The organism is Rhizobium sp. CG4 (assembly GCF_023701965.1).
GTDB lineage: Bacteria > Pseudomonadota > Alphaproteobacteria > Rhizobiales > Rhizobiaceae > Agrobacterium.
Map to the genome: position 1 here is coordinate 36,891 of NZ_JABAEG010000001.1, position 22,717 is coordinate 59,607.

At 54.8% G+C, this 22,717-nt stretch carries 28 protein-coding genes, 1 tRNA gene and 1 riboswitch; of the genes, 16 read left to right on the forward strand and 13 right to left on the reverse strand.

Going from position 1 to position 22,717, the window contains the following annotated elements; translation table 11 throughout:
- Positions 1–571 precede the first annotated feature (571 nt).
- Entirely contained in the window at positions 572–922 is a 351-nt protein-coding gene (locus HGO37_RS00170) for a hypothetical protein (RefSeq protein WP_192488771.1), read from the forward strand.
- Between the two features lie 9 nt (positions 923–931).
- Here the strand turns inward: HGO37_RS00170 and HGO37_RS00175 are convergent, their stop codons facing one another.
- On the reverse strand, positions 932–1,663 hold the full coding sequence (locus HGO37_RS00175; protein ID WP_502941376.1) for a phosphodiester glycosidase family protein: 732 nt from the start codon (positions 1,661–1,663) through the stop codon (positions 932–934).
- A gap of 243 nt (positions 1,664–1,906) precedes the next feature.
- Between HGO37_RS00175 and HGO37_RS00180 the strand changes: the two genes are divergently transcribed.
- A complete protein-coding gene (locus tag HGO37_RS00180; protein WP_192488770.1) occupies positions 1,907–2,620 on the forward strand; it encodes an AAA family ATPase in 714 nt (237 codons plus the stop codon).
- Between the two features lie 96 nt (positions 2,621–2,716).
- Here HGO37_RS00180 and HGO37_RS00185 read toward each other — a convergent pair whose 3' ends face one another.
- Positions 2,717–2,878, reverse strand: a complete 162-nt coding sequence (locus tag HGO37_RS00185) for an entericidin domain-containing protein (protein WP_192488769.1) — start codon at positions 2,876–2,878, stop codon at positions 2,717–2,719.
- 171 nt (positions 2,879–3,049) lie between these two features.
- Here HGO37_RS00185 and HGO37_RS00190 point away from each other — a divergent pair, with 171 nt between their 5' ends.
- Positions 3,050–3,862 carry a formyl transferase gene (locus HGO37_RS00190; RefSeq protein ID WP_250982371.1) on the forward strand — a complete coding sequence of 271 codons (813 nt, stop codon included), beginning with the start codon at positions 3,050–3,052 and terminating at the stop codon, positions 3,860–3,862.
- 84 nt (positions 3,863–3,946) lie between these two features.
- The gene (locus HGO37_RS00195; protein WP_502941359.1) at positions 3,947–4,822 is read left to right on the forward strand and encodes a methylenetetrahydrofolate reductase; all 876 of its coding nucleotides are present in this window, start codon (positions 3,947–3,949) and stop codon (positions 4,820–4,822) included.
- A gap of 39 nt (positions 4,823–4,861) precedes the next feature.
- Here HGO37_RS00195 and HGO37_RS00200 read toward each other — a convergent pair whose 3' ends face one another.
- The gene (locus HGO37_RS00200; RefSeq protein ID WP_192488767.1) at positions 4,862–5,758 is read right to left on the reverse strand and encodes a LysR family transcriptional regulator; all 897 of its coding nucleotides are present in this window, start codon (positions 5,756–5,758) and stop codon (positions 4,862–4,864) included.
- Between the two features lie 192 nt (positions 5,759–5,950).
- Between HGO37_RS00200 and HGO37_RS00205 the strand changes: the two genes are divergently transcribed.
- Positions 5,951–6,358 carry a c-type cytochrome gene (locus HGO37_RS00205; RefSeq protein ID WP_250981677.1) on the forward strand — a complete coding sequence of 136 codons (408 nt, stop codon included), beginning with the start codon at positions 5,951–5,953 and terminating at the stop codon, positions 6,356–6,358.
- An 11-nt stretch (positions 6,359–6,369) separates the two neighbouring features.
- On the opposite strand, the gene recX is transcribed toward HGO37_RS00205, so the two are convergent.
- From recX to HGO37_RS00220, 3 genes are all read right to left on the reverse strand, one after another.
- Positions 6,370–6,939 carry a recombination regulator RecX gene (gene recX, locus HGO37_RS00210; protein WP_502941360.1) on the reverse strand — a complete coding sequence of 190 codons (570 nt, stop codon included), beginning with the start codon at positions 6,937–6,939 and terminating at the stop codon, positions 6,370–6,372.
- A gap of 20 nt (positions 6,940–6,959) precedes the next feature.
- Entirely contained in the window at positions 6,960–7,973 is a 1,014-nt protein-coding gene (locus HGO37_RS00215; RefSeq protein ID WP_250981678.1) for a DUF2806 domain-containing protein, read from the reverse strand.
- A gap of 224 nt (positions 7,974–8,197) precedes the next feature.
- Positions 8,198–8,282: transfer RNA gene (locus HGO37_RS00220), tRNA-Leu, on the reverse strand.
- Positions 8,283–8,473: 191 nt separating this feature from the next.
- Between HGO37_RS00220 and lipB the strand changes: the two genes are divergently transcribed.
- The 9 genes from lipB (at position 8,474) to fghA (ending at position 16,161) form a co-directional block, all read left to right on the forward strand.
- A complete protein-coding gene (gene lipB / locus HGO37_RS00225; protein ID WP_250981679.1) occupies positions 8,474–9,196 on the forward strand; it encodes a lipoyl(octanoyl) transferase LipB in 723 nt (240 codons plus the stop codon).
- A 77-nt stretch (positions 9,197–9,273) separates the two neighbouring features.
- Positions 9,274–10,338, forward strand: coding sequence for an NAD(P)-dependent alcohol dehydrogenase (locus HGO37_RS00230; RefSeq protein WP_192488763.1), 1,065 nt, complete (start codon positions 9,274–9,276; stop codon positions 10,336–10,338).
- Between the two features lie 88 nt (positions 10,339–10,426).
- Positions 10,427–11,338 carry a DMT family transporter gene (locus tag HGO37_RS00235; RefSeq protein ID WP_250981680.1) on the forward strand — a complete coding sequence of 304 codons (912 nt, stop codon included), beginning with the start codon at positions 10,427–10,429 and terminating at the stop codon, positions 11,336–11,338.
- A gap of 388 nt (positions 11,339–11,726) precedes the next feature.
- On the forward strand, positions 11,727–12,434 hold the full coding sequence (locus HGO37_RS00240) for a hypothetical protein (protein ID WP_250981681.1): 708 nt from the start codon (positions 11,727–11,729) through the stop codon (positions 12,432–12,434).
- A gap of 162 nt (positions 12,435–12,596) precedes the next feature.
- The gene (locus HGO37_RS00245; RefSeq protein ID WP_250981682.1) at positions 12,597–13,724 is read left to right on the forward strand and encodes an S-(hydroxymethyl)glutathione dehydrogenase/class III alcohol dehydrogenase; all 1,128 of its coding nucleotides are present in this window, start codon (positions 12,597–12,599) and stop codon (positions 13,722–13,724) included.
- Entirely contained in the window at positions 13,724–14,182 is a 459-nt protein-coding gene (locus HGO37_RS00250; RefSeq protein WP_250982373.1) for a GNAT family N-acetyltransferase, read from the forward strand. Before HGO37_RS00245 ends, HGO37_RS00250 begins: the two co-directional genes overlap by 1 nt.
- Positions 14,179–14,619: a YaiI/YqxD family protein gene (locus HGO37_RS00255; protein WP_250981683.1), complete on the forward strand. Its 441-nt coding sequence runs from the start codon at positions 14,179–14,181 to the stop codon at positions 14,617–14,619. The genes HGO37_RS00250 and HGO37_RS00255 overlap by 4 nt, the downstream gene beginning before the upstream one ends.
- Positions 14,620–14,641: 22 nt before the next feature.
- A complete protein-coding gene (locus HGO37_RS00260) occupies positions 14,642–15,304 on the forward strand; it encodes a DUF1345 domain-containing protein (protein WP_250981684.1) in 663 nt (220 codons plus the stop codon).
- Positions 15,305–15,327: 23 nt separating this feature from the next.
- On the forward strand, positions 15,328–16,161 hold the full coding sequence (fghA, locus tag HGO37_RS00265) for an S-formylglutathione hydrolase (RefSeq protein WP_250981685.1): 834 nt from the start codon (positions 15,328–15,330) through the stop codon (positions 16,159–16,161).
- 250 nt (positions 16,162–16,411) lie between these two features.
- Here the strand turns inward: fghA and HGO37_RS00270 are convergent, their stop codons facing one another.
- The 5 genes from HGO37_RS00270 to crcB form a co-directional block, all read right to left on the reverse strand.
- Positions 16,412–16,993, reverse strand: coding sequence for a hypothetical protein (locus HGO37_RS00270; RefSeq protein WP_352230527.1), 582 nt, complete (start codon positions 16,991–16,993; stop codon positions 16,412–16,414).
- Positions 16,994–17,068: 75 nt separating this feature from the next.
- A complete protein-coding gene (locus HGO37_RS00275; protein ID WP_250981686.1) occupies positions 17,069–17,863 on the reverse strand; it encodes an ATP12 family chaperone protein in 795 nt (264 codons plus the stop codon).
- Positions 17,864–17,875: 12 nt separating this feature from the next.
- Entirely contained in the window at positions 17,876–18,535 is a 660-nt protein-coding gene (locus HGO37_RS00280) for an HAD-IA family hydrolase (protein ID WP_250981687.1), read from the reverse strand.
- Positions 18,532–19,524 (reverse strand): RluA family pseudouridine synthase, encoded by a 993-nt coding sequence (locus HGO37_RS00285; protein ID WP_192488755.1) that lies wholly within the window; start codon positions 19,522–19,524, stop codon positions 18,532–18,534. Before HGO37_RS00285 ends, HGO37_RS00280 begins: the two co-directional genes overlap by 4 nt.
- 71 nt (positions 19,525–19,595) lie before the next feature.
- Positions 19,596–19,973, reverse strand: a complete 378-nt coding sequence (gene crcB, locus HGO37_RS00290) for a fluoride efflux transporter CrcB (protein ID WP_250981688.1) — start codon at positions 19,971–19,973, stop codon at positions 19,596–19,598.
- Positions 19,974–20,125: 152 nt separating this feature from the next.
- Here crcB and HGO37_RS00295 point away from each other — a divergent pair, with 152 nt between their 5' ends.
- On the forward strand, positions 20,126–20,416 hold the full coding sequence (locus HGO37_RS00295; protein ID WP_192488753.1) for a hypothetical protein: 291 nt from the start codon (positions 20,126–20,128) through the stop codon (positions 20,414–20,416).
- Positions 20,417–20,523: 107 nt separating this feature from the next.
- Here the strand turns inward: HGO37_RS00295 and HGO37_RS00300 are convergent, their stop codons facing one another.
- Together HGO37_RS00300 and HGO37_RS00305 are read right to left on the reverse strand one after the other, a co-directional pair.
- Positions 20,524–21,525, reverse strand: coding sequence for a copper chaperone PCu(A)C domain-containing protein (locus HGO37_RS00300; RefSeq protein WP_250981689.1), 1,002 nt, complete (start codon positions 21,523–21,525; stop codon positions 20,524–20,526).
- Between the two features lie 84 nt (positions 21,526–21,609).
- Entirely contained in the window at positions 21,610–21,999 is a 390-nt protein-coding gene (locus HGO37_RS00305) for a hypothetical protein (protein ID WP_502941361.1), read from the reverse strand.
- A gap of 175 nt (positions 22,000–22,174) precedes the next feature.
- Here HGO37_RS00305 and HGO37_RS00310 point away from each other — a divergent pair, with 175 nt between their 5' ends.
- A complete protein-coding gene (locus HGO37_RS00310) occupies positions 22,175–22,366 on the forward strand; it encodes a DUF3008 family protein (RefSeq protein ID WP_192488890.1) in 192 nt (63 codons plus the stop codon).
- Between the two features lie 121 nt (positions 22,367–22,487).
- Positions 22,488–22,575, forward strand: a riboswitch (glycine riboswitch).
- The last annotated feature ends 142 nt before the right edge of the window (positions 22,576–22,717 follow it).

Here is a 22,717-nt window from a genome sequence, read left to right on the forward strand (position 1 = left end):
ACAGCATGGCTCTGAAAACAAAAACAGCATGGCTTGGGGCCATGCTGTTTTTTAAAAGAACTAAAATACGAGAGACTATTACGGGCTGCCAAAAATGTACGTCAATGCGAGAAAAGCGGCAAAACCTGCGAGTGCGCGAATAGTTACACCCCAGCAGGATTTCTGAGCGGTTTCTTCCATGATTACTCCAGCTTGTTTACTCTCCGGCCCGCATTCACTGCGGTCGCCGTTGGTGAAGCATTTATTAAAATCTCACGACAGATGCAATTGCAAAAGAAGGCGAAATGGAGGCAATTTTGAAAAGCAGCCATGCCCTTGGCGCATGGGTATAAAAAAATCAAGCCGTTACAGGGGCTTTTGCGCTCGCCTTATGAGAGTGGAAATGTCTCATTTTGGTCCAAAGTGTAACCAACCGACCCACTTTTTGTGACAGGTGACCAGTTTTGCACAACCAGAGACTTTAGAATGCATCGTTGTGATACACCTGTAGTCGTTGCCAATTCCCGCACTTGCCAGAGCGTCCGGTATTTTCTAATTCGGATTCGTTGGCTTAAACATCAGAGGCATTCCCATGCAGGCTTCCCCTTCTTTTCCAGACCGCGACACCGTTGCAGCGAAATTGACCAGCCTGTCGGGCGAGGATCAGGCATGGCTGAAACTGCTGATGGAGAATGCCCAGCAGGACGAAAGCCTGCTTGGCGGTTTGCAGCTTTACCTTGAGCAGCAGTCGGCGGCCCGCTTCCTGAACTCGTTGAAACTGGAAACCGGTGGGGAGTGGCTTGGCACCAATGCACCCGCCCGTTTGCAGATCCGCCTGAACGAAGTTTCGCGCTCCAGCCAGCATCCGGCCTTTGCCGCCTTCAAGAAAGGTCTTGGCAAATCGGGCGGACTTGAAAAAGCCTACCCGAAATCGGCACTCTGATCCCAAACCTTAGGGCATCTTTTCGACCACCGCGATGATCGGCCCCAGCGGCGAATGATCATCGCGCCGGTTGCGCTCGGGTATTTCGACACTGGAAATAGAACCGTCCAGGTACAGCGCGTTTTTTACATTCAGCTTGTCACGGAACAGCGTTGCAAAATCATAGAACCGCACCAGCGCATCAACGATGACAAAATGCACCTTGCCGTCGCCTGACACACCCACACCGTTACGACGGTTCAAGCTGTCGCTTTCCGGCAGGAAGCGCGGATGCACATTACCGTCTATCAGCAGCATCGGTCCGGACTGGGTGGCAAAATCAGGCTTTATGCCACTCTTCACATAGGCATCTGTTTCCAGCACCCCTGCCTTGTCGCCTTGCAGGTAAAACACGCCGTTTGGTTTCAGGTGGAAATTGCCCCAGCCGAAACCGGTGCTGATACGTTTCAGCTCCCGCCCATATTCCACATATAAACCGACCGGTGACAGGTTGCGGTGGTACATGCCGCCATTCATGGCAAATCTGGTGAACAGTTCACGTCCCCAAAGGGAGGAAGACAGATTGGCAAAGGAGCCAAAAAACTGGCCTGTTATCGGGTCACGGTCAAAAATGCGGATAGAATCAGTGCGCGGGTCAAAGGTGCAGACGGTGTAATTTGCGCCTGCATGTTCAATATCTTCACATGCCTCCACCGTGTTCACTCCACCCGCCAGCAAAAAACACCCTGCAACAACTGCCAGTCTCGACCAAACCAACGCGCCAAACCTCCCATTTCATGTGTGTGATACCCGCCAAATCTGGCGGGTTGGCGGTAAGAATGCGTCAATAGTGGTTAACAAAAGCAAAATCTGCGGGTTTCGAGGCATCAAAATTAACCCGCCGTTAACCATGATTAATGCTTACTCCGCTTCAGCACCATGAATGACCAAGGTGCCTTTAACGGGCGATGAGAAGGCTCGAACACATCTAGGGGTTCAGATATTATGCCAATCATTACTATTGCAAATACAAAGGGTGGCGCTGGAAAAACAACAGTTGCCGTTATTGTGGCCAGTGAACTTGCACGGCTTGGCCACCGTGTAACCCTAATGGACGCGGACCCTCAGCAGTGGGTATCGCGCTGGCATGCCCTTGCAAAAGCACCCAAGAATCTTTCAGTGGTATCCGGTATCACCGACGACAATATTGAAGACTGCATCAAGAGCGCCAAAAAACGCGGCGGCTATATCCTGATCGACCTGCCCGGTGGCCGCTCGCCACTGCTGGCCAAGGCAATCGGTTTTGCCAACCACGTGATGGTGCCGGTTCAGGGTTGCGCCATGGACGCCATTGGCGGCGCGCAAATTCTTGAACTGATGAAAGACCTGTCCGAAAAATGCGACATCCACATTCCACATTCGGTTGTGTTGACGCGCATCAGCCCAATCATCACCACCCGCTCCATGCAGGCGGTCAAGGGCCTGCTGGCCGAGCGCCAGGTCCATGTTCTCGACACTCCGTTGATTGAACGTGCTGCCTACCGCGACATCTTTGTATCCGGCGGTTCGCTTGATAGCATGGACCCGGAGCGCGTCAGCAATCTGGACAAAGCCAAGGACAACGCATTTGCACTCGCCAGCGAAATCCTGGCCCTTGTACCAAAAGCCACCGCAAAGTCCGTGCCTGCTGTTTCCAGAACAACGAAAAAAGCCGCCTGATTTCTCAGACGGCCTGACCATGACTTCAAAAACGCCGCCGACGTTCCCTCGAAAGACGTCGGGCGGTGCTTTTGTTTGCCGCATCCCCTGGAGATTTTAGCGCGATGCTGCGCGGTCTACACTGCGACCGGCATCCTGCGTTGCATCAACAGCATTTGCTGTGTCTCTGCCAACGCCGCGAATTGTATTGCCGCAGGCGCTCAGCATGGTGACGGCAGCGAGAACAGTAACGATGGCGGTAAGTTTACGTGATGTCATAAGATGTCTCCCCGTGTAGGACGTTCAAAAGGAACGTTGGAACTTGCGGAAGCGTAACGTCGCGATGTGCATTTGGTTCCCGCGGCGACAAGAAAAAATAAAACCTCTGCGCGCTTAATTCATTTTTGAAACAACATGCGCAATCTGCTGGCCAAACAGTGGAGCATTTGGATGCCGGATAATGAGACAGATGACGTGCAAAAGCTGCAACCCGCAGCCGTGCATGGCCGGGTCGTTATATTCACCGCAGGTGGCCTTAACCCGCAGGTGATGATCAACGCCTTGTCAGATCGCTTTGCGGATATTCACATCATCCAGGAACAGCCGGAATCAAAAGGTGAGATTGTAAAACGTCGCGCCAGACGTCTTGGCTGGATCAATGCCTTTGGACAACTGGCAACGATGATTGCCTCACGACTTTACAAGACCGTCGCTGCCAAACGCTCCGCACACATCATGGCGCAGCACGGCCTGAAAGCTGAGGAAAACCCTGATATTCCTGTCATCAACGTCCTGTCACTCAACAGTGACGAATGTCGCAGGGCGGTGGTAGCAGTGAGACCCGATGTGGTCTTCACCATTTCCTGCCGTATTCTTTCGGAAAAAACCCTGGCAGCGATACCATGCCCGGTCATCAATTTTCATGCGGGCATCAACCCGATGTATCGTGGCCAGATGGGTGGTTACTGGTCGTTGGTCGAAAATGATTCCGGCAATTTTGGCGCAACGGTGCATCTGGTCGACAAGGGCGTGGATACCGGCGGCACTTTGTACGAGCAGCGCGTTGAGCCGGCCAAAAACGATACCATGGCCACTTACCCGCTGCTATTGACCGCAGCCTCCACCGGTATTGCCATCAAAGCCATTGAAGATGCTCTGTCGGGCACCCTGAAACCGTATCAGCTGGCAGGTAAGTCCATGCTGCGTTTCCCTCCACCGGTGTGGATTTGGCTGTGGCACGGCATAAAAAGGAATATCTGGTAGTCGCCAGTCGCATTTCTACAATAGAAGTGTCGTGTTAATTAAAGAAGCATCCAATAGAAACAGGCATGTTTCACAAAAAGGAATGTGCACACCTTGAAACAAATCGCAGCCTCCATCGAAGTTTCCCCCAAACAGGCAGTCGAATCGAAAGACTTGCCCGGCCTGTTTCCCGAGGGTACGTCGGTCTATCTGACGGATATCGGCACCGAGCCGCTGGACACCATGATCGGCGCGGCAAAGCGGCTGCGCGATCTGGGCTATGAACCGGTGCCGCATTTTGCAGCGCGCCGCATGCCGTCCCGCGAACTGCTGGAAACCCGTATCAAACGCTCTGCCAGTGAAGCTGGCGTCAAGGATGTGCTGATCATCGGGGGCGGTGTGCCAAAACCGTTGGGCGAATTCACCAGCGCCATGGATCTGATCAACAGCCGCCTGTTTGAAAAATACGGCATCAACCGCATTGCCGTTGCCGGCCACCCCGAGGGAAGCCCGGACTTTAATGACGCGGTTGCGTTGGAGGCTCTACAGCAGAAACAACTTTATGCTGACACCAGCGGCACTGAACTGCGCCTATTGACGCAGTTCGGCTTTGCACCAGACAAATTCATCAACTGGTCTGAAACGCTGAAACAACAGGGCATTACCCTGCCCGTCCACATTGGTGTGGCAGGTCCGGCGAAGGTGACCACACTCATTAAATATGCAGCCTTGTGCGGCGTCGGCAATTCCATTGCTTATCTGCGCAAGAACGCCCTGTCGCTGACCGCCCTTGCCACCCGCCATTCTCCTGAGGGCGTTGTGAAACCGATTGAGGATTTTTGGCTCAACAATCCTGACAGCGCCATCCGCCAAATGCATGTTTTCCCATTTGGTGGTCTGGTCAATTCTGCGCAGTGGTTGCGGGAGCGCGGGACATGGCCACCTTCTCTCTCCCCCACCCAGGGCGCCGCAACTCTATAAAATGATCGCGCATCGCCGTCATGACCGATGCTTGATCACTCAGACCGATTTCACCAGTTCGGCAAAGGCGTTGCGAATGCTTTCAGCCACCGTCTCAATCGGCCGGGATGGCTTGTCGCAAACCAGCAGACGAATATCGAACCAGCCAAGTTCCGGCAGTCCTTCCTTATCGCCCAGAATGACCATGTCATTCTGCACATAAGAACGCGGCAAAGGCGCAATGGCGAGATCGGCGGCAATTGCCGCATGCTGCGCCATGGTGTGGCCGCTCAGATAAGCAACGCGGTAGGAGCGATTGCGTTTATCGAGCGCGGTAATGGCGTCGGAACGCCAGATGCAGCCATCTTCCCAGATGGAAATCGGCAGCGGGTCACGCAGATGCGCCGTTCCACATTTCGCACCGGCCCAGACGAGCCTTTCACGCATCATCACCTCACCGGTGTTGCGCAGCGGGTGTGAAGCACAGTTGACCAGAGCCAGATCCAGACGTTTTTCATCCATACGCTTATAAAGGCTGGAGCTGGAATCAATCGTCACATCCACCATGATGCCGGGAAACACTTCCGCAAAGCTCTTGAGGATACCCGGCAGCAGCCCACGCTCACCAATATCCTCGGGCGCCCCCAGCCGCACGACGCCTGACAGCTCCGGCATGATGAAACGCGAGACCGCCTCGTTGGACAGCGCAATCATCCGCCGCGCATAGGTCAGCAGCATTTCGCCATGCGCCGTCAGCGTTACGGAACGCGCGTCGCGCAGGAACAATGTGGTGCGCAACTGCTCCTCAAGTTTCTTGATCTGCATGGAGACCGCCGAGGGCGTGCGAAACACCACCTCAGCCGCCGTGGAGAAATTGCCCGTTTCGGCAATGGCCACAAACGTTCTCAGAATATCATTGTCCAGCAACGGCAAGGGCTGGCGAAACGGAACGGTCATGAAGCGCGCCTTCAAAATAATTTGAACGAAGCGACCTTACTATTATTTTTTCTGAACTTCAATATCGGCCACACCACGGCATCACGACTTTAAAAACCACTCGTGGTAAAACGTCGCACGACACCGCAGCGTCTTCACATGCCGGCCGGAATTTTCATATGACAAGGATGAAACGCAAATGGAGACCGTGACGTGACACGCCGTACCCTGCTGGTGACAACAGCCTGTCTGCTCTGTTTTTCTATACCGGCCCATGCCGAAGGTGATGCGGCCCGTGGCAAACAGGTGTTCAGCATCTGCGCGCCCTGCCATGCCATTGAACAGCCAAGCAACCGCATGGGACCGCATCTGGTCGGCATCATGGACAGGCCTGCCGGGTCAATCGAGGACTACAAAGCCTATTCGCAGGCGATGAAAGATGCAGGCGCCAATGGCCTAGTGTGGTCAGAGGATCAGCTGTCGCAATTCCTGGCCAGCCCGAAGAAATTCCTGCCCGGCACGTCGATGCGGTTTTTCGGCTTCTGGACCGAGGACAAGGTCGATGACCTCATCGCCTATCTGAAAGAACAGTCTGCCGAACAACAGGCACCGAAACCATAAAGAGAGGCTGATCACGGGCCGTTGGCCAGAACCTCTTCGGCATCCTCAAAGCTCATGGCAAATACCTTCTTGCCAATATCGAAGCTGAAGCCGCTGCGCGCAAAGGACGACATTTCCTTGCCATGGCGTTTTTCATCGAGATCGACACGCCGGAACGGCCCAAATGCCCGTTTGCGCGCAAACACCACAGCAGCGTAGAGATCATCCGCCTCATCCAGCGCCACGGCTGCCGTCTCTGATGCCACGCCCTTGATCGACAGTTTCTGGGCAATCATCCGCCGGGATTTGCCGTTTCTGACTGCATTGCGGGTGGTAATACCGGCAAAGACCTCATCATCCAGCGCTTTGAGATCATAGCCGATCTTGACCGCCGCATCCGCCAAGGCCTGCACCTGCTCCGGCGTTATGCCCTCGAACTTCTTTTGCGCCTTGCGTTTGATGGCAGTGGCCAACTGCTGCTCGGACATGATCTGCCGCTGCAAACGATAAAGCGTCGAGTTCTTGGCCCAGGACAACATGCGCTTGGTTGGCACGGTATCCGGCACATCATCAAAGATTGGCGGTGGTTCAGGTTCAAACACGGGGATTAAGTTCTACGATTTCACACATAATCTTTCGAAAGGGATATAAGGCTCCCATTTTTCTTTTGTCGGAATAGCAACACTTCATCCCTTGGGATGGTTTTTCGAAGTATTTCAGTAAAATTTTTGAAGGCATCCAATTGTTTGTCAGGAAGAATTTTTGATAATGCTCGACCAACATCAGTCAGAATATAAGTGGACGTGGCAAGACCTTCTTCATGCAAAAAAACTGGACTGCTAGTATCAGAACTAAACTGAAGTGTCTTCCGAAGTACTACGGCATGGTCGCCAATACCAATAATCCATACAGGTTCTCTACCCTGTAGCATGCCATCTGGATAAGAAAACATGTGTCCCGCAATACCGGGATCATTAATTAGGCCAGCTGCGGATAAATCCATCCGCTCGTCAAAAGAAAGCACTTGAACAAGTGGTTTTAGCACTATCGCGTTATCAATGAGCCCGACACAAAGTTTCTCGAAAAGTATTGCTGTACTGGCCTCAAGTTCATCGATTGTGCGAAGAACCTTTGGACTAAAACTGCCAGGCGTTCTTATTTCACCAGCGAGAATTCTACCCCAACGTTGGCGCAAGTCATCGGTTGTTGCACCTTCAGCGTAATACTCGAATCTATCCATGAAGCCATCACTCAATGATGATGGGCCATCGACATCCTCGCTTGGCGGGTTTTCTTGCAGATCGACGAGAGCTTCTTGGACGACAGCATCTTTGTTCAATTGTTGTCGTGCAACTTTGCGAAAGTGATTTCCAAACGCACGTTCCGCGAATTCTGGATCCATCTCGATCTGCTTAATCCCATAGTCCGCAGCAGCTTCAATGAGACGGCGCTCACCATCATTTCTAGCACGCTTACGGGCAATAAATCCTTCGATCCAGGCATTACCAGCATCAGTGATATTACCACCAAGTCGATCAATCGCTGCTATAGTGCGGCTCTTGGCTGAAGCCTTTATCCCGCTGTCAGTCAATTCTGCTGAAATCGATGTTTCGGTATCCAGATGATCGTTAGACATGAAGCTCCCCCACCTACGCAGCCAGAATGGTTGATGCACTGATTCGTTACAATCATCGCGGCATGACTTGAGGAAAAGTAGCGAAATAACAGCCCAAAAAGCCCCGCCCTTCGGCAGTGCACAATCATCATTTTCTGGGAGAAAAGAGGCTCTGAAATCTAGGCAATAAAAAAGGCGGCAGAGCCGCCATTTTTATTTTTAAACCAACAAGTTGTTGATTTAATTGGTGCGGTCGAGAAGACTCGAACTTCCACGGGTTGCCCCACAGCGACCTCAACGCTGCGCGTCTACCAATTCCGCCACGACCGCATCGTGGTAGAGTGTCGTCCTTGCGGCGACGAACGAGCATGTAGCAAAAGCATTTCCGGTACACAAGTGTGTCGTGACAGTTTTTTGAAATTAAAAATCGGAAGCTGAATTCCTACATTCAAGAAGCCCGGAAACCGGGCCTTGCAGCCCTATAATCATTCTGCGAAAAGGCTGTGGAAAGGACGCATATTATGCTCACACGCACCGATTTTGAAAAAACAATGCTGCCAACGGTCGAGTCAGCGCCTGTTGAGTGGCGAATCTCGGACTGTCCCGTGCCCTATGAAGAGGCCATGGCCGAGATGGAAGCTCGTGTCGGCGCCATTTCAGAGGGCAAGGCAAACGAACTGGTCTGGCTTCTGGAGCATCCGCCTCTTTATACGGCCGGCACAAGCGCAACATCAGCCGATTTGCTGGAGCCAAGCCGCTTTCCCGTCTACCAGACCGGGCGTGGTGGCGAATATACCTATCACGGCCCCGGCCAGCGTGTTGCCTATGTGATGCTGGACCTGAAACGCCGCCGTCAGGATGTGCGTGCCTATGTCAGCTGTCTTGAGGAAGTGATTATCCGCACGCTGGACAAGATGAATGTGCGCGGCGAACGCCGGGAAGATCGTGTTGGCGTGTGGGTGCAGCGGCCGGAGCGCCCTCGCCTGCTGGATGGACGTATTGCCGAAGACAAGATTGCTGCCCTTGGCATTCGCTTGAGAAAGTGGGTAAGTTTCCATGGGCTTGCCATTAACGTCGATCCTGACCTGTCACATTTTTCCGGTATAGTGCCCTGTGGCATTTCGGAATTCGGCGTCACCAGCCTGGTGGATCTCGGTCTTCTTCTGATGGTGAGCGATGTCGACCCGCTGTTGCGCCAGTCCTTTGAAGAAGTATTTGGCGAGACGATCAACGAGACGGCCTGAAAACTGATTGATAACGGGTGGAGGACCCGGCCCGCTCCTTTCGATTTTACAACAACCCCATAAGGAAAGAGACAATCATGTTCACAACATCAGCCTATGCCTGTGACGACGGTTCTTCCCCTCTGAAACTCGCCTCGATCAAACGCCGCGATCCCGGTGAGAACGATGTTGAAATTGAAATCGAATTCTGCGGCGTCTGCCACTCCGATATCCACACGGCACGCGGCGAATGGGCGGGCAGCCTTTATCCCTGCGTGCCCGGCCATGAAATCATCGGTCGTGTTGGCCGCATCGGCGCCAAGGTCACCAACCTCAAACAGGGCGACCGCGTCGGCGTTGGCTGTATCGTTGACAGTTGCCGCGCCTGCGACAGCTGCCGTGAAGGTCTGGAGCAATATTGCGAAAACGGTATGACCGGCACCTATAATGCGCCGGACAAGGCGATGGGTGGCAATGCCCATACGCTTGGCGGTTATTCTGGCCATATCGTTGTCGACAGACGTTACGTGCTGCGCATTCCAGAAACTTTGGATGCAGCAGCTGCTGCACCGCTTTTGTGCGCCGGCATCACCACCTATTCGCCCCTGCGCCACTGGAAGGCTGGCCCCGGCAAGCGGGTTGGCGTTGTTGGTCTGGGCGGTCTTGGCCACATGGCCGTGAAACTGGCCAATGCCATGGGTGCAACGGTTGTCATGATCACCACCTCACCCTCCAAGGCCGATGACGCCAAGAAGCTTGGTGCCCACGAGGTGATTGTGTCGCGTGATGCAGACCAGATGGCAAAGGCCGCTTCTAGCCTTGACCTGATTATCGATGCGGTTGCCGCCGACCACGATATCAATGCCTATCTGGCGCTTCTCAAGCGCGATGGCGCGCTGGTGCAGGTTGGTGCACCGGAAAAACCGCTGTCGGTTCATGCCTTCAGCCTCATTCCCGGCCGCAAGACCTTTGCCGGTTCGATGATCGGTGGCATTCCTGAAACGCAGGAGATGCTGGATTTCTGCGCCCAGAAGGGCATTGCCGCCGAAATCGAGATGATCAACATCGATCAGATCAACGATGCTTATGAACGCATGATAAAAAGCGATGTGCGTTATCGCTTCGTCATTGATATGAAGAGTTTGCCCAAACAGGCTGCATAAGCAACAAGGGGCGCGACGAGCGCCCCTTTTTTCTGCCGCTGCTGTTCGGTGATGACAAACAGCAAATGTGGTGGCAGCAGATATGGCAATGACGCAGGATAATTCCAGCAGCAATTCCTTTCGTGGCATGATGATCATGGCCGGGTGCATGGTGGTCTTGCCAGCCATGGATGCCATTGCCAAATACATGGCCACCTATGGCGGCATGTCACCGGGTCAGGTCACTTTCTACCGTTTCTTTTTCCAGCTGGTTTGCACGCTGCCGCTGTTGCTGGCGGTGTCGCCCAAGGCGCTGTTATCGACCCGCCGGCCGTTTCTCAACCTGTTACGCGGCGTGTTGCATGCCGCCGCCAGCCTGATGTTTTTCGTGGCGGTCAAATACATGCCGCTGGCAGACGTGTTTGCCATCTACTTTGTTGAACCCTTCATGCTGACCATGATGTCGGCGCTGTTTCTGGGCGAGAAGGTCGGCTGGCGGCGGTGGCTCGCCATCGTCATCGGTTTTGGCGGGGCGATGATCGTCATTCAGCCAAGTTTTGAAATCTTCGGTCTGAAGTCGCTGCTGCCCGTGGCATGCGCATTCCTCTTTACACTCTACCTGTTCCTTAACCGCGCCATGGGTGATGGCGACACACCTTTGACCATGCAGACCATGGCCGGCATTGGCGGCACATTGTTCATGGCGGTGGCGCTTGGCATTGGCCATTCGCTTGGCGACGTGGATTTTGAAATATCACTACCTGGTAACAGCCAGGCGTGGCTGCTGCTGATTCTGCTCGGCGCGATCTCCGGCTACATGCATCTGCTGGTCGTCAAAGCATTTCGACTCGCCCCAATCTCGCTTCTGGCGCCCTTCCAGTATTTCGAAATCATCTCGGCAACAGCGCTGGGATTCGCTCTGTTCAGTGATTTCCCAAGCCCGTCCAAGTGGCTCGGCATCCTCATCATCGTTGCATCGGGCCTTTTCATCATCTGGCGGGAGCGTGTTCGCGCCACCTGACGGATAAATCGGCATATGAATGGGAGGAAAATTCATTTCCCGACACCAGCAAGATAGCTGTTGCACAAGATAACGGACAAGATTCGACAAGGAAAAAACCGGAAAAAATCACCCGGTTTGCTGGCGATCCGCACTATTAAGCAGAAAGGTGCGGTACTATTTCTCTCAAATATCTTTGTGCATTTCTGCCCTAGATCTCTCAATGTCACAGGCATTGAAACAGTCTTTTACGGCCACAGAAGCCCGCGTCTCGGACTGGCACAAGAACAACAGATCATTCAAATTTTATCTGAAATGTGAAGGCTTCATTAGCCGTCTTTATTGGCATCTCGTAAACCGTTCGCATCTACGCTTTGCCCAGTTTCATGATGAAACGGAGAGACGAAAGATGAATAATATGGGTGCTGCTTTCCCGCTGCCCGGCGAGGAAACAGGGCAGCGTTACATTGATGATACGACCTTTTTACGAAAACGAGCATTTCCAGACGGCATCAAGACAACAGCAGACGTTACGGCACTTATTGCGTTGAACCGGACGATTTCTCCCGACTCGGACGGCTGGGCCAGATTTTTTGTCGATAGTCTGACTGACTTCATTGTCTTTCACAGCTATCCTCAAGGGTCGATGGACACCTACAATGCCGACTGGTTTGTTGCGACCTTTGCGCCGGAAGGCATTATTCACAACAAGCTGAAACTGGCACTGTTACAAAACATCATCCGCAAGGCCCGTTATACACCGGTGTCACTGCGGGTGCTGGCGCTCAACCAGTTGCGGCTGGCCATTATTGCCCGCAAGGGCGCCTATGCAGATTTCCGTTCTGATGATGCGGTCATTACCGCACAGGACATGGACTATATTGCCAGCCTGATCGATCTGCCATTGCAGACAACTGAACCATCCCTCCAGGCAGCCGAGCTTGCAGTGCTGCGCCACATCGATAACGCCGTCAAAGAAGATGGCAACCATCCCGACTGGGTGGAACTGATGGAAACCGTCAAAACCTTGTCAGCCCGCAAGTCCTCCCGCATGCAAAGCAATGGCTGGCTGCAACTCAATTCCGACATGCTGTTTGGCGACGCCGCCAAAGCCTGAAACCCACCCCCGTGCGACATCTTTTGGTCCAGCTTCGCACGGGGCGCATGAAACCCCGCTATTGCCTTATAACGAATTAGTTTTTTGCATTTTTCGCCTTGTTTAGAATAACAAGCTCAGGCAAAAGTCTGACATATAACAATTCGCTCAAGGAGATACCCGATGGATGTACGCGCAGCAGTCGCCGTGCAGGCAGGCAAACCGCTCGAAGTCATGACCGTCCAGCTTGACGGCCCACGCGCCGGTGAAGTGCTCATCGAAGTCAAGGCAACGGGTATCTGCCACACTGATGATTTCACGCTGTCGGGCGCTGATCCGGAAGGCCTGTTCCCGGCCATCCTCGGCCACGAAGGTGCCGGTATCGTTGTTGACGTTGGCCCGGGTGTGACCTCGGTCAAGAAGGGCGACCACGTCATTCCGCTCTACACGCCGGAATGCCGCGAGTGCTACTCCTGCCTGTCGCGCAAGACCAACCTCTGCACCTCGATTCGCTCCACCCAGGGTCAGGGCGTAATGCCGGACGGCACCTCGCGTTTCTCGATCGGCAAGGACAAGATCCACCACTACATGGGCTGCTCGACCTTTGCGAACTACACGGTTCTGCCGGAAATCGCGCTGGCCAAGGTCAACCCCGACGCGCCGTTCGACAAGATCTGCTACATCGGTTGCGGCGTGACCACCGGCATCGGCGCCGTCATCAACACGGCCAAGGTCGAAATCGGCTCGACGGCCATCGTTTTCGGTCTCGGCGGCATCGGTCTTAACGTGCTGCAGGGCCTGCGCCTTGCCGGTGCGGACATGATCATCGGCGTTGACATCAACAATGACCGCAAGCAATGGGGCGAAAAATTCGGCATGACGCACTTCGTCAACCCGAAGGAAGTCGGCGACGACATCGTGCCTTACCTCGTCAACATGACCAAGCGTAACGGCGACCTGATTGGCGGCGCGGACTACACATTCGACTGCACCGGCAACACCAAGGTCATGCGGCAGGCGCTTGAAGCCTCGCACCGCGGCTGGGGCAAGTCGGTCATCATCGGCGTGGCTGGTGCGGGCCAGGAAATCAACACCCGTCCGTTCCAGCTGGTCACCGGCCGTAACTGGATGGGCACGGCCTTTGGTGGCGCCCGTGGCCGTACCGACGTTCCAAAGATCGTGGACTGGTACATGGAAGGCAAGATCCAGATCGACCCGATGATCACCCACACCATGCCGCTGGAAGACATCAACAAGGGCTTCGAGCTGATGCATTCCGGCGAAAGCATTCGCGGCGTGGTGGTTTATTGATTACCTCGCAACCCTATACGGTCGATGTGCGGAGACTCAACGAGTTCTCCGCCATCGAACTTTACGCCATGCTGAAATTGCGCGTGGATGTGTTCGTTGTCGAGCAGGAATGCCCCTACCCGGAGCTGGATGGCAATGACATCGACTGCCTGCATTTGCGGTTGATGGATGGTAACGAGTTGCTGGCCTGCGCGCGGCTGTGGCGCCCCTCAAATGAGGTACTGCCGCGCATTGGCCGCGTTGCCGTGTCGCCCGATCATCGCGGCAAGAAACTCGGCGAAGCACTGATGCGGGAAGCCATTATCGCCTGCGAACGCGAATATCCCGGCGAGGCCATTGAGATATCGGCGCAAAGCCATTTGCAGCGCTTTTACGGCTCGCTCGGCTTTACAGTCACATCGGAAGAATATGTCGAGGACGGCATTCCGCACGTCGACATGATACGGTCTGTACCATGATCTATGTTGACGCTGATGCCTGCCCGGTCAAACCGGAAATCCTTAAAGTCGCCGAACGGCACGGTCTGGAAGTGACATTCGTCGCCAATTCAGGACTGCGCCCGTCGCGTGATCCAATGATCAAGAATGTCATTGTGTCCAATGGCTTTGACGCCGCCGATGACTGGATTGCCGAACGCGCCAAGGACGGTGACATTGTTGTCACCGCCGATGTGCCACTGGCCGGACGCTGCGTGTCCGCAGGCGCATTGGTGACAGGCCCGACCGGACGGATATTTGATGTTGCCAATATCGGCATGGCAACCGCCATGCGTGACCTTGGCCAGCACCTGCGCGAAACCGGGGAAAGCAAGGGTTACAACCCGGTTTTCAGCCCGCGTGACCGCTCAGCTTTTCTCGAGACACTTGACCGTCTTTGCCGCAGGGTCAAAAAATAAACCGGCAAACAGGGGGAAAGCCATGCGTGAAGGCGGAAAACGGCACGGCATAGACAGGCGTCATCGCCCATTCCTGATCGCGCTTTTGCTGGCGGCGCTCTCCCTGCCCGCCTCCCTTTACCTGATCCCCGAACTGGCCATCGAAATTGCCGCGCTGATCTTTTTCTTAAGTTATCTGGCGCAGATCGCGCGACGCCTGCATCTGTTGACGGCAGCCCATTTTAAAGCCCATGCCGATAGTGATGATGCACCAGCCATTGCCATCATTACCGTGACGCTGGTTGCCGTTGCCGTGTCGGTTGTCTCGCTGTTTTTTGCCCTGAACCACGCAGAAGGTGAAACAGTGCCGGCACTTGCCATGGCGTTTGCTTCCGTGCTGCTTGGCTGGGTGACCATCCACACCATGGCCGCCATGCATTACGCCCATCTGTTCTGGCGCCCGGCCGGTCGCGCTGGCCATACCGAACATAAGGGCGGCATGGATTTCCCAGACACGGAAGATCCCGGCGTTTATGAGTTTCTCTATTTTGCCTTTGTCATTGGCATGACGGCGCAAACCTCCGACGTTGGTGTCACCACCACGGTAATGCGCAAAGCAACGCTTGCCCATTCCATCGTTTCATTTTTCTTCAACACCGTGCTTGTCGCAGCCTTCGTCAACGCTGCGGTGTCACTGGCCGGTTGATAGTTTACCCCAAGGAAAATTGCATGAAAATCATCTCCCAGAACACATCCTTCGGCGGCATGCAGGGCGTATTTGCCCATGATTCCGAAAGCTGCAAATCCGAAATGACCTTTGCAGTCTATGTGCCACCGAAGGCGATCTCGGAGCCTTGCCCTGTTGTCTGGTATCTCTCCGGCCTCACCTGCACCCATGCCAACGTCATGGAAAAGGGCGAGTACCGCCGCATGGCATCGGAACTGGGCCTGATCGTTATCTGCCCGGATACCAGCCCGCGCGGCAATGACGTTCCGGACGAACTGACCAACTGGCAGATGGGTAAAGGCGCTGGCTTCTACCTTGACGCCACCGAAAAGCCCTGGGCCGAACATTTCCAGATGTACACCTACATCACAGAGGAACTGCCTGCCCTCGTTTCACAGCACTTCCGCATAGACATGAACCGTCAGGGCATTTTCGGCCACTCGATGGGTGGCCATGGCGCGATGACCATCGCCCTGAAAAACCCGGAACGTTTCAAGAGCTGCTCGGCCTTCGCACCGATCGTTGCACCAACAAGCGCTGACTGGTCGGCACCGGCACTGGAAAAGTATCTCGGTGAGGACAAGGCGGCATGGCGCAAATACGACGCCTGCGAACTGGTCAAGGACGGCGCCCGTTTCCCTGAATTCCTGATCGATCAGGGCAAGGCAGACAGCTTCCTTGAAACCGGCCTGCGCCCATGGCTGTTTGAAGAAGCCATCCAGGGAACGGACATCGGCCTGACGCTGCGCATGCACGAGCGTTACGACCACTCCTATTACTTCATCTCGACCTTCATGGATGATCACCTGAAATGGCATGCTGAACGTTTGGGCTGATTGGCGGATAGCTGCTTGGCTCACGACTTTCTGAATGCCGTTGCGCCACCCACGCACCTCATTCCCGCACGTGTTGCGGGAATCTAGTTGCCGCGCGTCTGCGCGGCAGGAAGCCTCCTTCCAGCCCCAGGACTGGGGCTGACTGGATCCCAGTGACATCCCTCGGGTCATACCCGAGGACAGGGACGAGGGAGCGCGAGGAAAAGCAAGTGATCAAAGTCGCGAAGGTTATAAATGACCTACCGCGAAATCACTTTGGAAAAAGTGCGGTCGCCAGCGTTGCCGGCGCTGGCTTGGCCAGCTGGAACTCCTGAATGACCCGCGAGGCAACGCCATACGCCAGATCACCCTCAAGGCTATCCTTGTCCAGGCCGTAAACCGTGGCGGTAAACTTCGCCTCGGCAATCACTTCCCCCGTCGTCACAGACGCGGCCCGCACCACGACCCGTGCCGATGAGCGTGCGCCCAGCAGGAACGGTTCCTTTTTCACCGATGCCAGACGAATGGTCAGCACCACACGCGGCCGCACAGTGGCGCGGCTGGTCACATCGATCGATTCAGAAACGTAGGAATGCACCATCTGCATCAGACGGTGAGAAATTTCCGGCTGGGCGGCAACAAAGGCGCCGCGCACATCATAGACCAGCCTGTTTTTATCGGCATCGTCAGGCATTAGCCGAAACGACATCAACGCCAGACAACACACAAGAAACGCGCCGGAACGCAGCACGGAAAAACCGAAAACGTCTGTTGAACCAGAAGTATGCGCGCGTGCAATTCCCGCCCGGTTTCCGAACACGAAAACCGACCAGAACGCTGTGATGCGCTGCAACTGACGTCTCATAATAACGACAACCCCGTCCCTGGGAATATGCCGCTATGATTTCCCGTTAGGGTTACGGAAGCGTTAAGAACCGCTTCTCAGCGATGCAAAAACATCGGCTGCGGCCTGCATATCAACAAGACGATGAGCACGCCGCTGCGTAGCCTCTTCGTCTTCGCCCCAATGTTCGGCGGTCCAGTCTTCGTCCAGATGGGCAAAGGTCCAGATGTCTTCCAAGCTCCAGGCGCCCTCGGCAAAGGCCACCGCCAGAATGGCCGAACCGGTAATGGTTGTCATGGTGTGCAATGCTGCCAACTCAAGCGCCGTATCGTATTTGCGCAGCGTCACCGCAAAGGCGGCAACGGCTTCGCGCGGCTGTTCCTGATGAATAATGCCTTCCACCAGAATGAAGCGTGCGCCGAGATTGTTCGCGGCCCAGTCGATAACCGGATCCCACAGATCGCCCTGACGCTCCACAAGCTCCTGCGGTTCACCGGCGCGGTAGCACAAGAGATCGCTCGATGAGAAACGTAAGATATCTTCAAACACCGCCTGCGTATCAATGGCCACACCGTCAATCGCCGTGTTGACCGTGCGGGTGATTGGCATCACCGCCGGGTTGACGACCTCTTTCTGCGCATCCCATTCCAGACGCAGCAGGTCAGCAAGTGCATGTGTCGGCACCACCAGCGGCTTCTTGGCCGGCGTACGAACTGGCTTGCCATCCAGCAACACCGAGAACTGGCCGTCCTCGGCCTCACCAACCGTGACCTCCTTGTAGAAGCGCTTTGGCAGCGGTTTCTGCATCTGGATTTGCGCACGCAAAATAGGGTCCGGATGGCTCAAGCCTTCGGTCAGATCGTTCAACAGATCACGCATGATTAAGCCTCGTCAATTCGCCTTGATATAGCCGGGTATTTCTCTGGGGTGAGCAACAACGGCATCGGCACCGGCCGCCCAAAGCTCAGGCTCACTGGCATATCCCCACGCCACGCCAATTGCCGTGGCACCTGCAGCCTTTGCCATCTGCATATCATAGATGGCATCGCCAATCACGATCGTATCGGCTGGCACCATGCCGGTTTCGTCACAGCATTCAGTGACCATGCCCGGATGCGGTTTCGAAGGGCAGTCGTCAGCAGTACGCGACACGATGAAATGTTTGCGAAAACCATGGGTATCCATGATCAGGTTCAGGCCACGGCGAGACTTGCCGGTAACCGCACCCATCAGGATTTCTTCACGTGTCGCAAGCGCGGCAATCATCTCGGAAATGCCGTCGAACAAAGGCTCTTGCAGCCCCTCTTCGGCGCGCGTTTCCGCAAAGATCGCCTTGTAATGCGCGGTCATTGCTGTTGCTTCATCATCGACATGCGGTTTGCCCTGCATACGGGCAATTGCAATATCCAGCGTCAGGCCAATAATCGACTTGGTCTGCTCGATGGTCGGGCGATCATAACCAAAGTGCACGAACGTGCGCGCCATGACTTCATGAATGAGCTTCACACTGTCAACCAGTGTGCCGTCGCAATCGAAAAGTACCAGTTTCATTCGTCGTCCTTGTCGCCATCAGCCTGGTCGAACCCGAGAAGGTTCCAGGTTTGCACCATGTGCGGTGACAAAGGCGCAGAGACGCGCAGACGACCACCGGATGGATGCGGAATGTCGATATGGCGGGCGTGAAGATGCAGGCGCTTCTGAACACCACCGGGGAAATCCCAGTTGGGATCATCGATGTAATATTTCGGGTCGCCAATGATTGGATGGCCCATCTGCAAGGCGTGAACGCGAAGCTGGTGCGTACGGCCCGTATAAGGCTCCATCTCAAGCCAAGCCATGGTCTGCGCGGCCGTATCGATCACACGGTAATAGGAAATGGCGTGGTCGGCCCCTTCCTCGCCATGGGTGGCAACGCGCATGCGGTCGCCATCCGGCGTTTGCTCTTTCACCAGCCAGCTTGAAATCTTGTCCTGATGTTTGCGCGGCACGCCCCGGACCAAGGCCCAGTAGGTCTTCTTGGTGTCACGCTCACGAAACGCTGCCGTCAGCTTCTGCGCGGCACCGCGTGTACGGGCAACAACGAGAACGCCTGACGTATCACGGTCGAGACGGTGCACGAGGCGCGGTTTTTCACCCTTCGGGCTGACCCAGGCTTCCAGCAGGCCATCGATATGGCGGGTAACACCCGAACCACCCTGCACGGCAATGCCGGCCGGCTTGTTGAACACGAACACCTTGTCGTCTTCATGCAGCAGCATGCGACGCAGCAGCTCACCGTCTTCGGCGTGCTTGAGGTCCTTGGAGCCAATCGGCCCGCCTTTGACCTTGGCATCAGAATCGATTGGCGGCACGCGCACCATCTGGCCGGGCTGTACGCGGGCATCAGTCTTTACACGTCCGCCATCAACGCGCACCTGGCCGGAGCGCATCAGCTTCTGCAATTGACCGAAACCTAGGCCGGGATAATGCACCTTGAACCAGCGGTCCAACCGCATACCAGCCTCATCGGCTTCAACCTTGATATGCTCGATACCTGCCATGGGAAAATTCCAGTCTCGTTTGTTCTGCCTGCACCAATTATCCGGCAGGCTCTATTATTTAGAACGAGCCTTTAAAACAAAGCGCGGCCCAAGGCCAGCCCGACGCAAACCGCAAGAATTGAAATAACGACACTGGCAACAATATAAACCGCCGAAAGTGCCATTTCCCCGCGCTCAAACAGGCCGACAGCATCAAGAGAGAATGAAGAAAAGGTCGTGAAGCCTCCCAGCACGCCGGTCACTACCAGCAGCCGCATTTCCGTAGACGCATTGAACTTGCGCGCAATCACTTCCGACAGAAAGCCAATTGCCAGGCCGCCGACAACATTCACGGCCAGCGTTCCCCACGGAAAATGTGCACCCCACAGGCGAAACGCCCAAAGGTTCACGAAATAACGAGCAACAGAACCGACTGCACCGCCAATGGCAACAAGTAAAACATGAATCATGCTTGCAGCATAATTCAATGCGTTTCGTCCCGATACACCACGCCAAACAAAATCCAATTTTACTAAAATACAACCACAAGATTTAGCAGGAATGCAACTTGCAGGACATAGGATGAACTATGGTCAAGATTGTCAGATAGTGGAAAGAGATCATGACGCAGGTCTTAAGCATTTCGGCAAATACTGCCGCATACGCTATGGAGGCGTTAAAGCCGGCTCAACGCGAACCGAAAAAGACGGTCGTGGAAGAAGCGATCCATGCGCTTGCTCGCCGGGTCGAGCAAGGCAGCGACCAACAACTGCGCGCGCTCATCAACGTAGTCAAACCACCATCATTGGCGCTTTATTTCCTGACCAGCAGCCATCATCAGAATCCCCAGGCGACCTATGAACAGGTTCAAGAAGCCTATGAGGATAATGAAAGCAAACACGAGGCCGCATAGGCCACGCAGGGACTGCCCGTTTCAATTCCCCCCAAGAGAAAAGCGCCGGAGAGATTCCTACGGCGCTTTTTGTTTTTAACAACACTCTGACTTCTCAGAGTAATACCTCAGTTGTGCTTGTGTTCCCTGGCCTCACCTGGCTTGGCGCTCTGCACCGACAGGGTAATGTCAACCTTGCCTGCCTTTTCGAAGGTCAGAGTAACAGGCACAGTGTCACCTTCGGCAAACGGCTTTTTGACTTCAAAGAACATGAAGTGCAGACCGCCGGGCTTCAGCTCAACTGTCTCGCCTGCCGGAACAGTGATGCCGTCATCCAGCTTGCGCATTTTCATCACTTCGCCCTGCATGGCCATTTCATGCAACTCAACACGGCCAGCGACATCTGATACTGCCGATACCAGCTTGTCATCAGCCTTGCCGGAATTGGTAATGGTCACAAAACCACCGCCAACCGGCTGGCCCGGCAACATGGCCTTGGAGAAACCGCCAGCAACCTCTAGATCACCAACCTTGACGGCTGCCGCAGCATGATCAGCACCATGTCCGGCAGGTGCCGCACCATGATCATGACCACCGCCATGCTCGGCCTTGGCGGCCACCTTCAAAACCGGAGCGGGATTGGCTAGGGAATGCGGGTCCGCACCCTTTTCTGCCACCTGATCCCAGACAACGGTGCCCTTGTCGCCGCACAGCTGTTTGACCTTGAACGGCAGGTCGGTGCCCGCCTCTACGCCTGATATCTTGCCTTGAAAAACGAAGGTATCGTAAAACTCGTCCGGCAGATTGCCGTTCTTCCAGCGAAACTCAACCGGGCCGCTTTTGATCTCCTTGCCGTGGTTGCTGTAGGCCTTCTGGTAATCGCCCTTGATGATTTCCAGTTCCCAACCAGCCTTTGGCTGTGGTTTGGCGGAAATGAAACCTTCCGGCAACTGCACCTGAACCTCCGTGGTGGCGAGACCACCATCGCAGCCATGCGGCACCTGAAGGGCAGCGATAAATGTGCTTTCCGCCGTCGCGGTTTCATTGACGAAGGTAGAATGGGCAAAGCCCTGTGTTGCAGCAACCGACGTGAGCAATGTGGCATAGGCCAGAACGCTAATCTTTTTCATCTTGTTATCCCTGCGGCGGGTCCCCCGGACCATCTGCCGCCTTATGCCCAAAACAGGCGTTTTCATTCAATGCGTAACAACGGATCAGATGAAAAAGGGAGGTGCGCGGGCTCTGGATCTTTCAAGAACAGTGGTATCGGCAAGGAAACGCTGCGGGGCTGGTGTATTGTCCAGCCAGGTGAAGCTTGTGACCAACCACGCTTCTTCATCCGGCAGCGGCAGCAGAATGGATGAGGCAAGCAGGCAAGCCTCGCAGAACAGCTTGCCGCTGATATCGAGGTGGCCTGCGGGGTCACCGGCGTGACCAACGGTTGCGCCTGGCGCATCCTCGCCATCATGTCCAAAGCATATTTCGGCAAAAGTACCGTCTGGTAGACGATAGCTCTCATCCAGCACCGGCGCGGCAACCGCCGCCTCAACCGGCTTGTGGGCAAACCCAAGCGACAGCATCAGCATGGCGCAAAAAATGCGCACAAACCTCTCTATCGATTTTGATCTCTTGTTCATGGCCCACCTGTTTACAGCAAAGCGCTCTCTGCTTTTTGCCGCAAATCAAACACGCACGATTTATAACGCGTCCTGCAAAAGGAACAATTGGTTTTCCCAAGGCTTTTCATTTCATCAATGTGCAGTTTCAGGAGATGAAATCATGCCCGCAAAATCCAAGGCACAGCAGAAAGCAGCAGGAGCCGCCCTCGCCGCCAAACGCGGCGAGATCAAGAAATCGTCCTTACAAGGTGCTTCAAAAGAAATGGCCAAGTCCATGACCAAAAAGCAACTTGAGGAGTTTGCCTCCACTGATCATAAGGGTCTGCCGGAGCGTGTCGATAAAAAAGACTGAACGGACAGCACACCTTGTGACATGCCCGTAAAAATGCTTGGGTAACGTCATGACGACAATTATCTGTTCGCCTGCGGCATTTGGTCCTTGCCAAGCCACGGGGTTCGCAGATAATGAGCAAACTTCACCGCTGGGAGAAGCCGCTTAGGTGCGGTGCCGAAGGAGCAACCGCCCCGGAAACTCTCAGGCAAAAGGACCAGCGGGGAATGCATGACTCTGGAGAGAAGCCGCCTTTGCATGAAGGAATAGGCTCGCCGAAGGGATAACAATCTCAGGCGACAAGGACAGAGGGGGCTCTTGAACCGGCGCATTTGCGCCAAAACACGAGCCCGCGCGTTTTCGCGCAACCCT

What these genes read in the sequence shown, in the direction of transcription:
- HGO37_RS00170 (WP_192488771.1), top strand. Translation starts at nt 572, where the DNA reads ATGCAGGCTTCCCCTTCTTTTCCAGACCGCGACACCGTTGCAGCGAAA.
- HGO37_RS00180 (WP_192488770.1), top strand. Translation starts at nt 1,907, where the DNA reads ATGCCAATCATTACTATTGCAAATACAAAGGGTGGCGCTGGAAAAACA.
- HGO37_RS00185 (WP_192488769.1), bottom strand. Translation starts at nt 2,878, where the DNA reads ATGACATCACGTAAACTTACCGCCATCGTTACTGTTCTCGCTGCCGTC.
- HGO37_RS00190 (WP_250982371.1), top strand. Translation starts at nt 3,050, where the DNA reads ATGCCGGATAATGAGACAGATGACGTGCAAAAGCTGCAACCCGCAGCC.
- HGO37_RS00200 (WP_192488767.1), bottom strand. Translation starts at nt 5,758, where the DNA reads ATGACCGTTCCGTTTCGCCAGCCCTTGCCGTTGCTGGACAATGATATT.
- HGO37_RS00215 (WP_250981678.1), bottom strand. Translation starts at nt 7,973, where the DNA reads ATGTCTAACGATCATCTGGATACCGAAACATCGATTTCAGCAGAATTG.
- lipB (WP_250981679.1), top strand. Translation starts at nt 8,474, where the DNA reads ATGCTCACACGCACCGATTTTGAAAAAACAATGCTGCCAACGGTCGAG.
- HGO37_RS00230 (WP_192488763.1), top strand. Translation starts at nt 9,274, where the DNA reads ATGTTCACAACATCAGCCTATGCCTGTGACGACGGTTCTTCCCCTCTG.
- HGO37_RS00235 (WP_250981680.1), top strand. Translation starts at nt 10,427, where the DNA reads ATGACGCAGGATAATTCCAGCAGCAATTCCTTTCGTGGCATGATGATC.
- HGO37_RS00240 (WP_250981681.1), top strand. Translation starts at nt 11,727, where the DNA reads ATGAATAATATGGGTGCTGCTTTCCCGCTGCCCGGCGAGGAAACAGGG.
- HGO37_RS00245 (WP_250981682.1), top strand. Translation starts at nt 12,597, where the DNA reads ATGGATGTACGCGCAGCAGTCGCCGTGCAGGCAGGCAAACCGCTCGAA.
- HGO37_RS00255 (WP_250981683.1), top strand. Translation starts at nt 14,179, where the DNA reads ATGATCTATGTTGACGCTGATGCCTGCCCGGTCAAACCGGAAATCCTT.
- HGO37_RS00260 (WP_250981684.1), top strand. Translation starts at nt 14,642, where the DNA reads ATGCGTGAAGGCGGAAAACGGCACGGCATAGACAGGCGTCATCGCCCA.
- fghA (WP_250981685.1), top strand. Translation starts at nt 15,328, where the DNA reads ATGAAAATCATCTCCCAGAACACATCCTTCGGCGGCATGCAGGGCGTA.
- HGO37_RS00275 (WP_250981686.1), bottom strand. Translation starts at nt 17,863, where the DNA reads ATGCGTGATCTGTTGAACGATCTGACCGAAGGCTTGAGCCATCCGGAC.
- HGO37_RS00280 (WP_250981687.1), bottom strand. Translation starts at nt 18,535, where the DNA reads ATGAAACTGGTACTTTTCGATTGCGACGGCACACTGGTTGACAGTGTG.
- HGO37_RS00285 (WP_192488755.1), bottom strand. Translation starts at nt 19,524, where the DNA reads ATGGCAGGTATCGAGCATATCAAGGTTGAAGCCGATGAGGCTGGTATG.
- crcB (WP_250981688.1), bottom strand. Translation starts at nt 19,973, where the DNA reads ATGATTCATGTTTTACTTGTTGCCATTGGCGGTGCAGTCGGTTCTGTT.
- HGO37_RS00295 (WP_192488753.1), top strand. Translation starts at nt 20,126, where the DNA reads ATGACGCAGGTCTTAAGCATTTCGGCAAATACTGCCGCATACGCTATG.
- HGO37_RS00300 (WP_250981689.1), bottom strand. Translation starts at nt 21,525, where the DNA reads ATGAAAAAGATTAGCGTTCTGGCCTATGCCACATTGCTCACGTCGGTT.
- HGO37_RS00310 (WP_192488890.1), top strand. Translation starts at nt 22,175, where the DNA reads ATGCCCGCAAAATCCAAGGCACAGCAGAAAGCAGCAGGAGCCGCCCTC.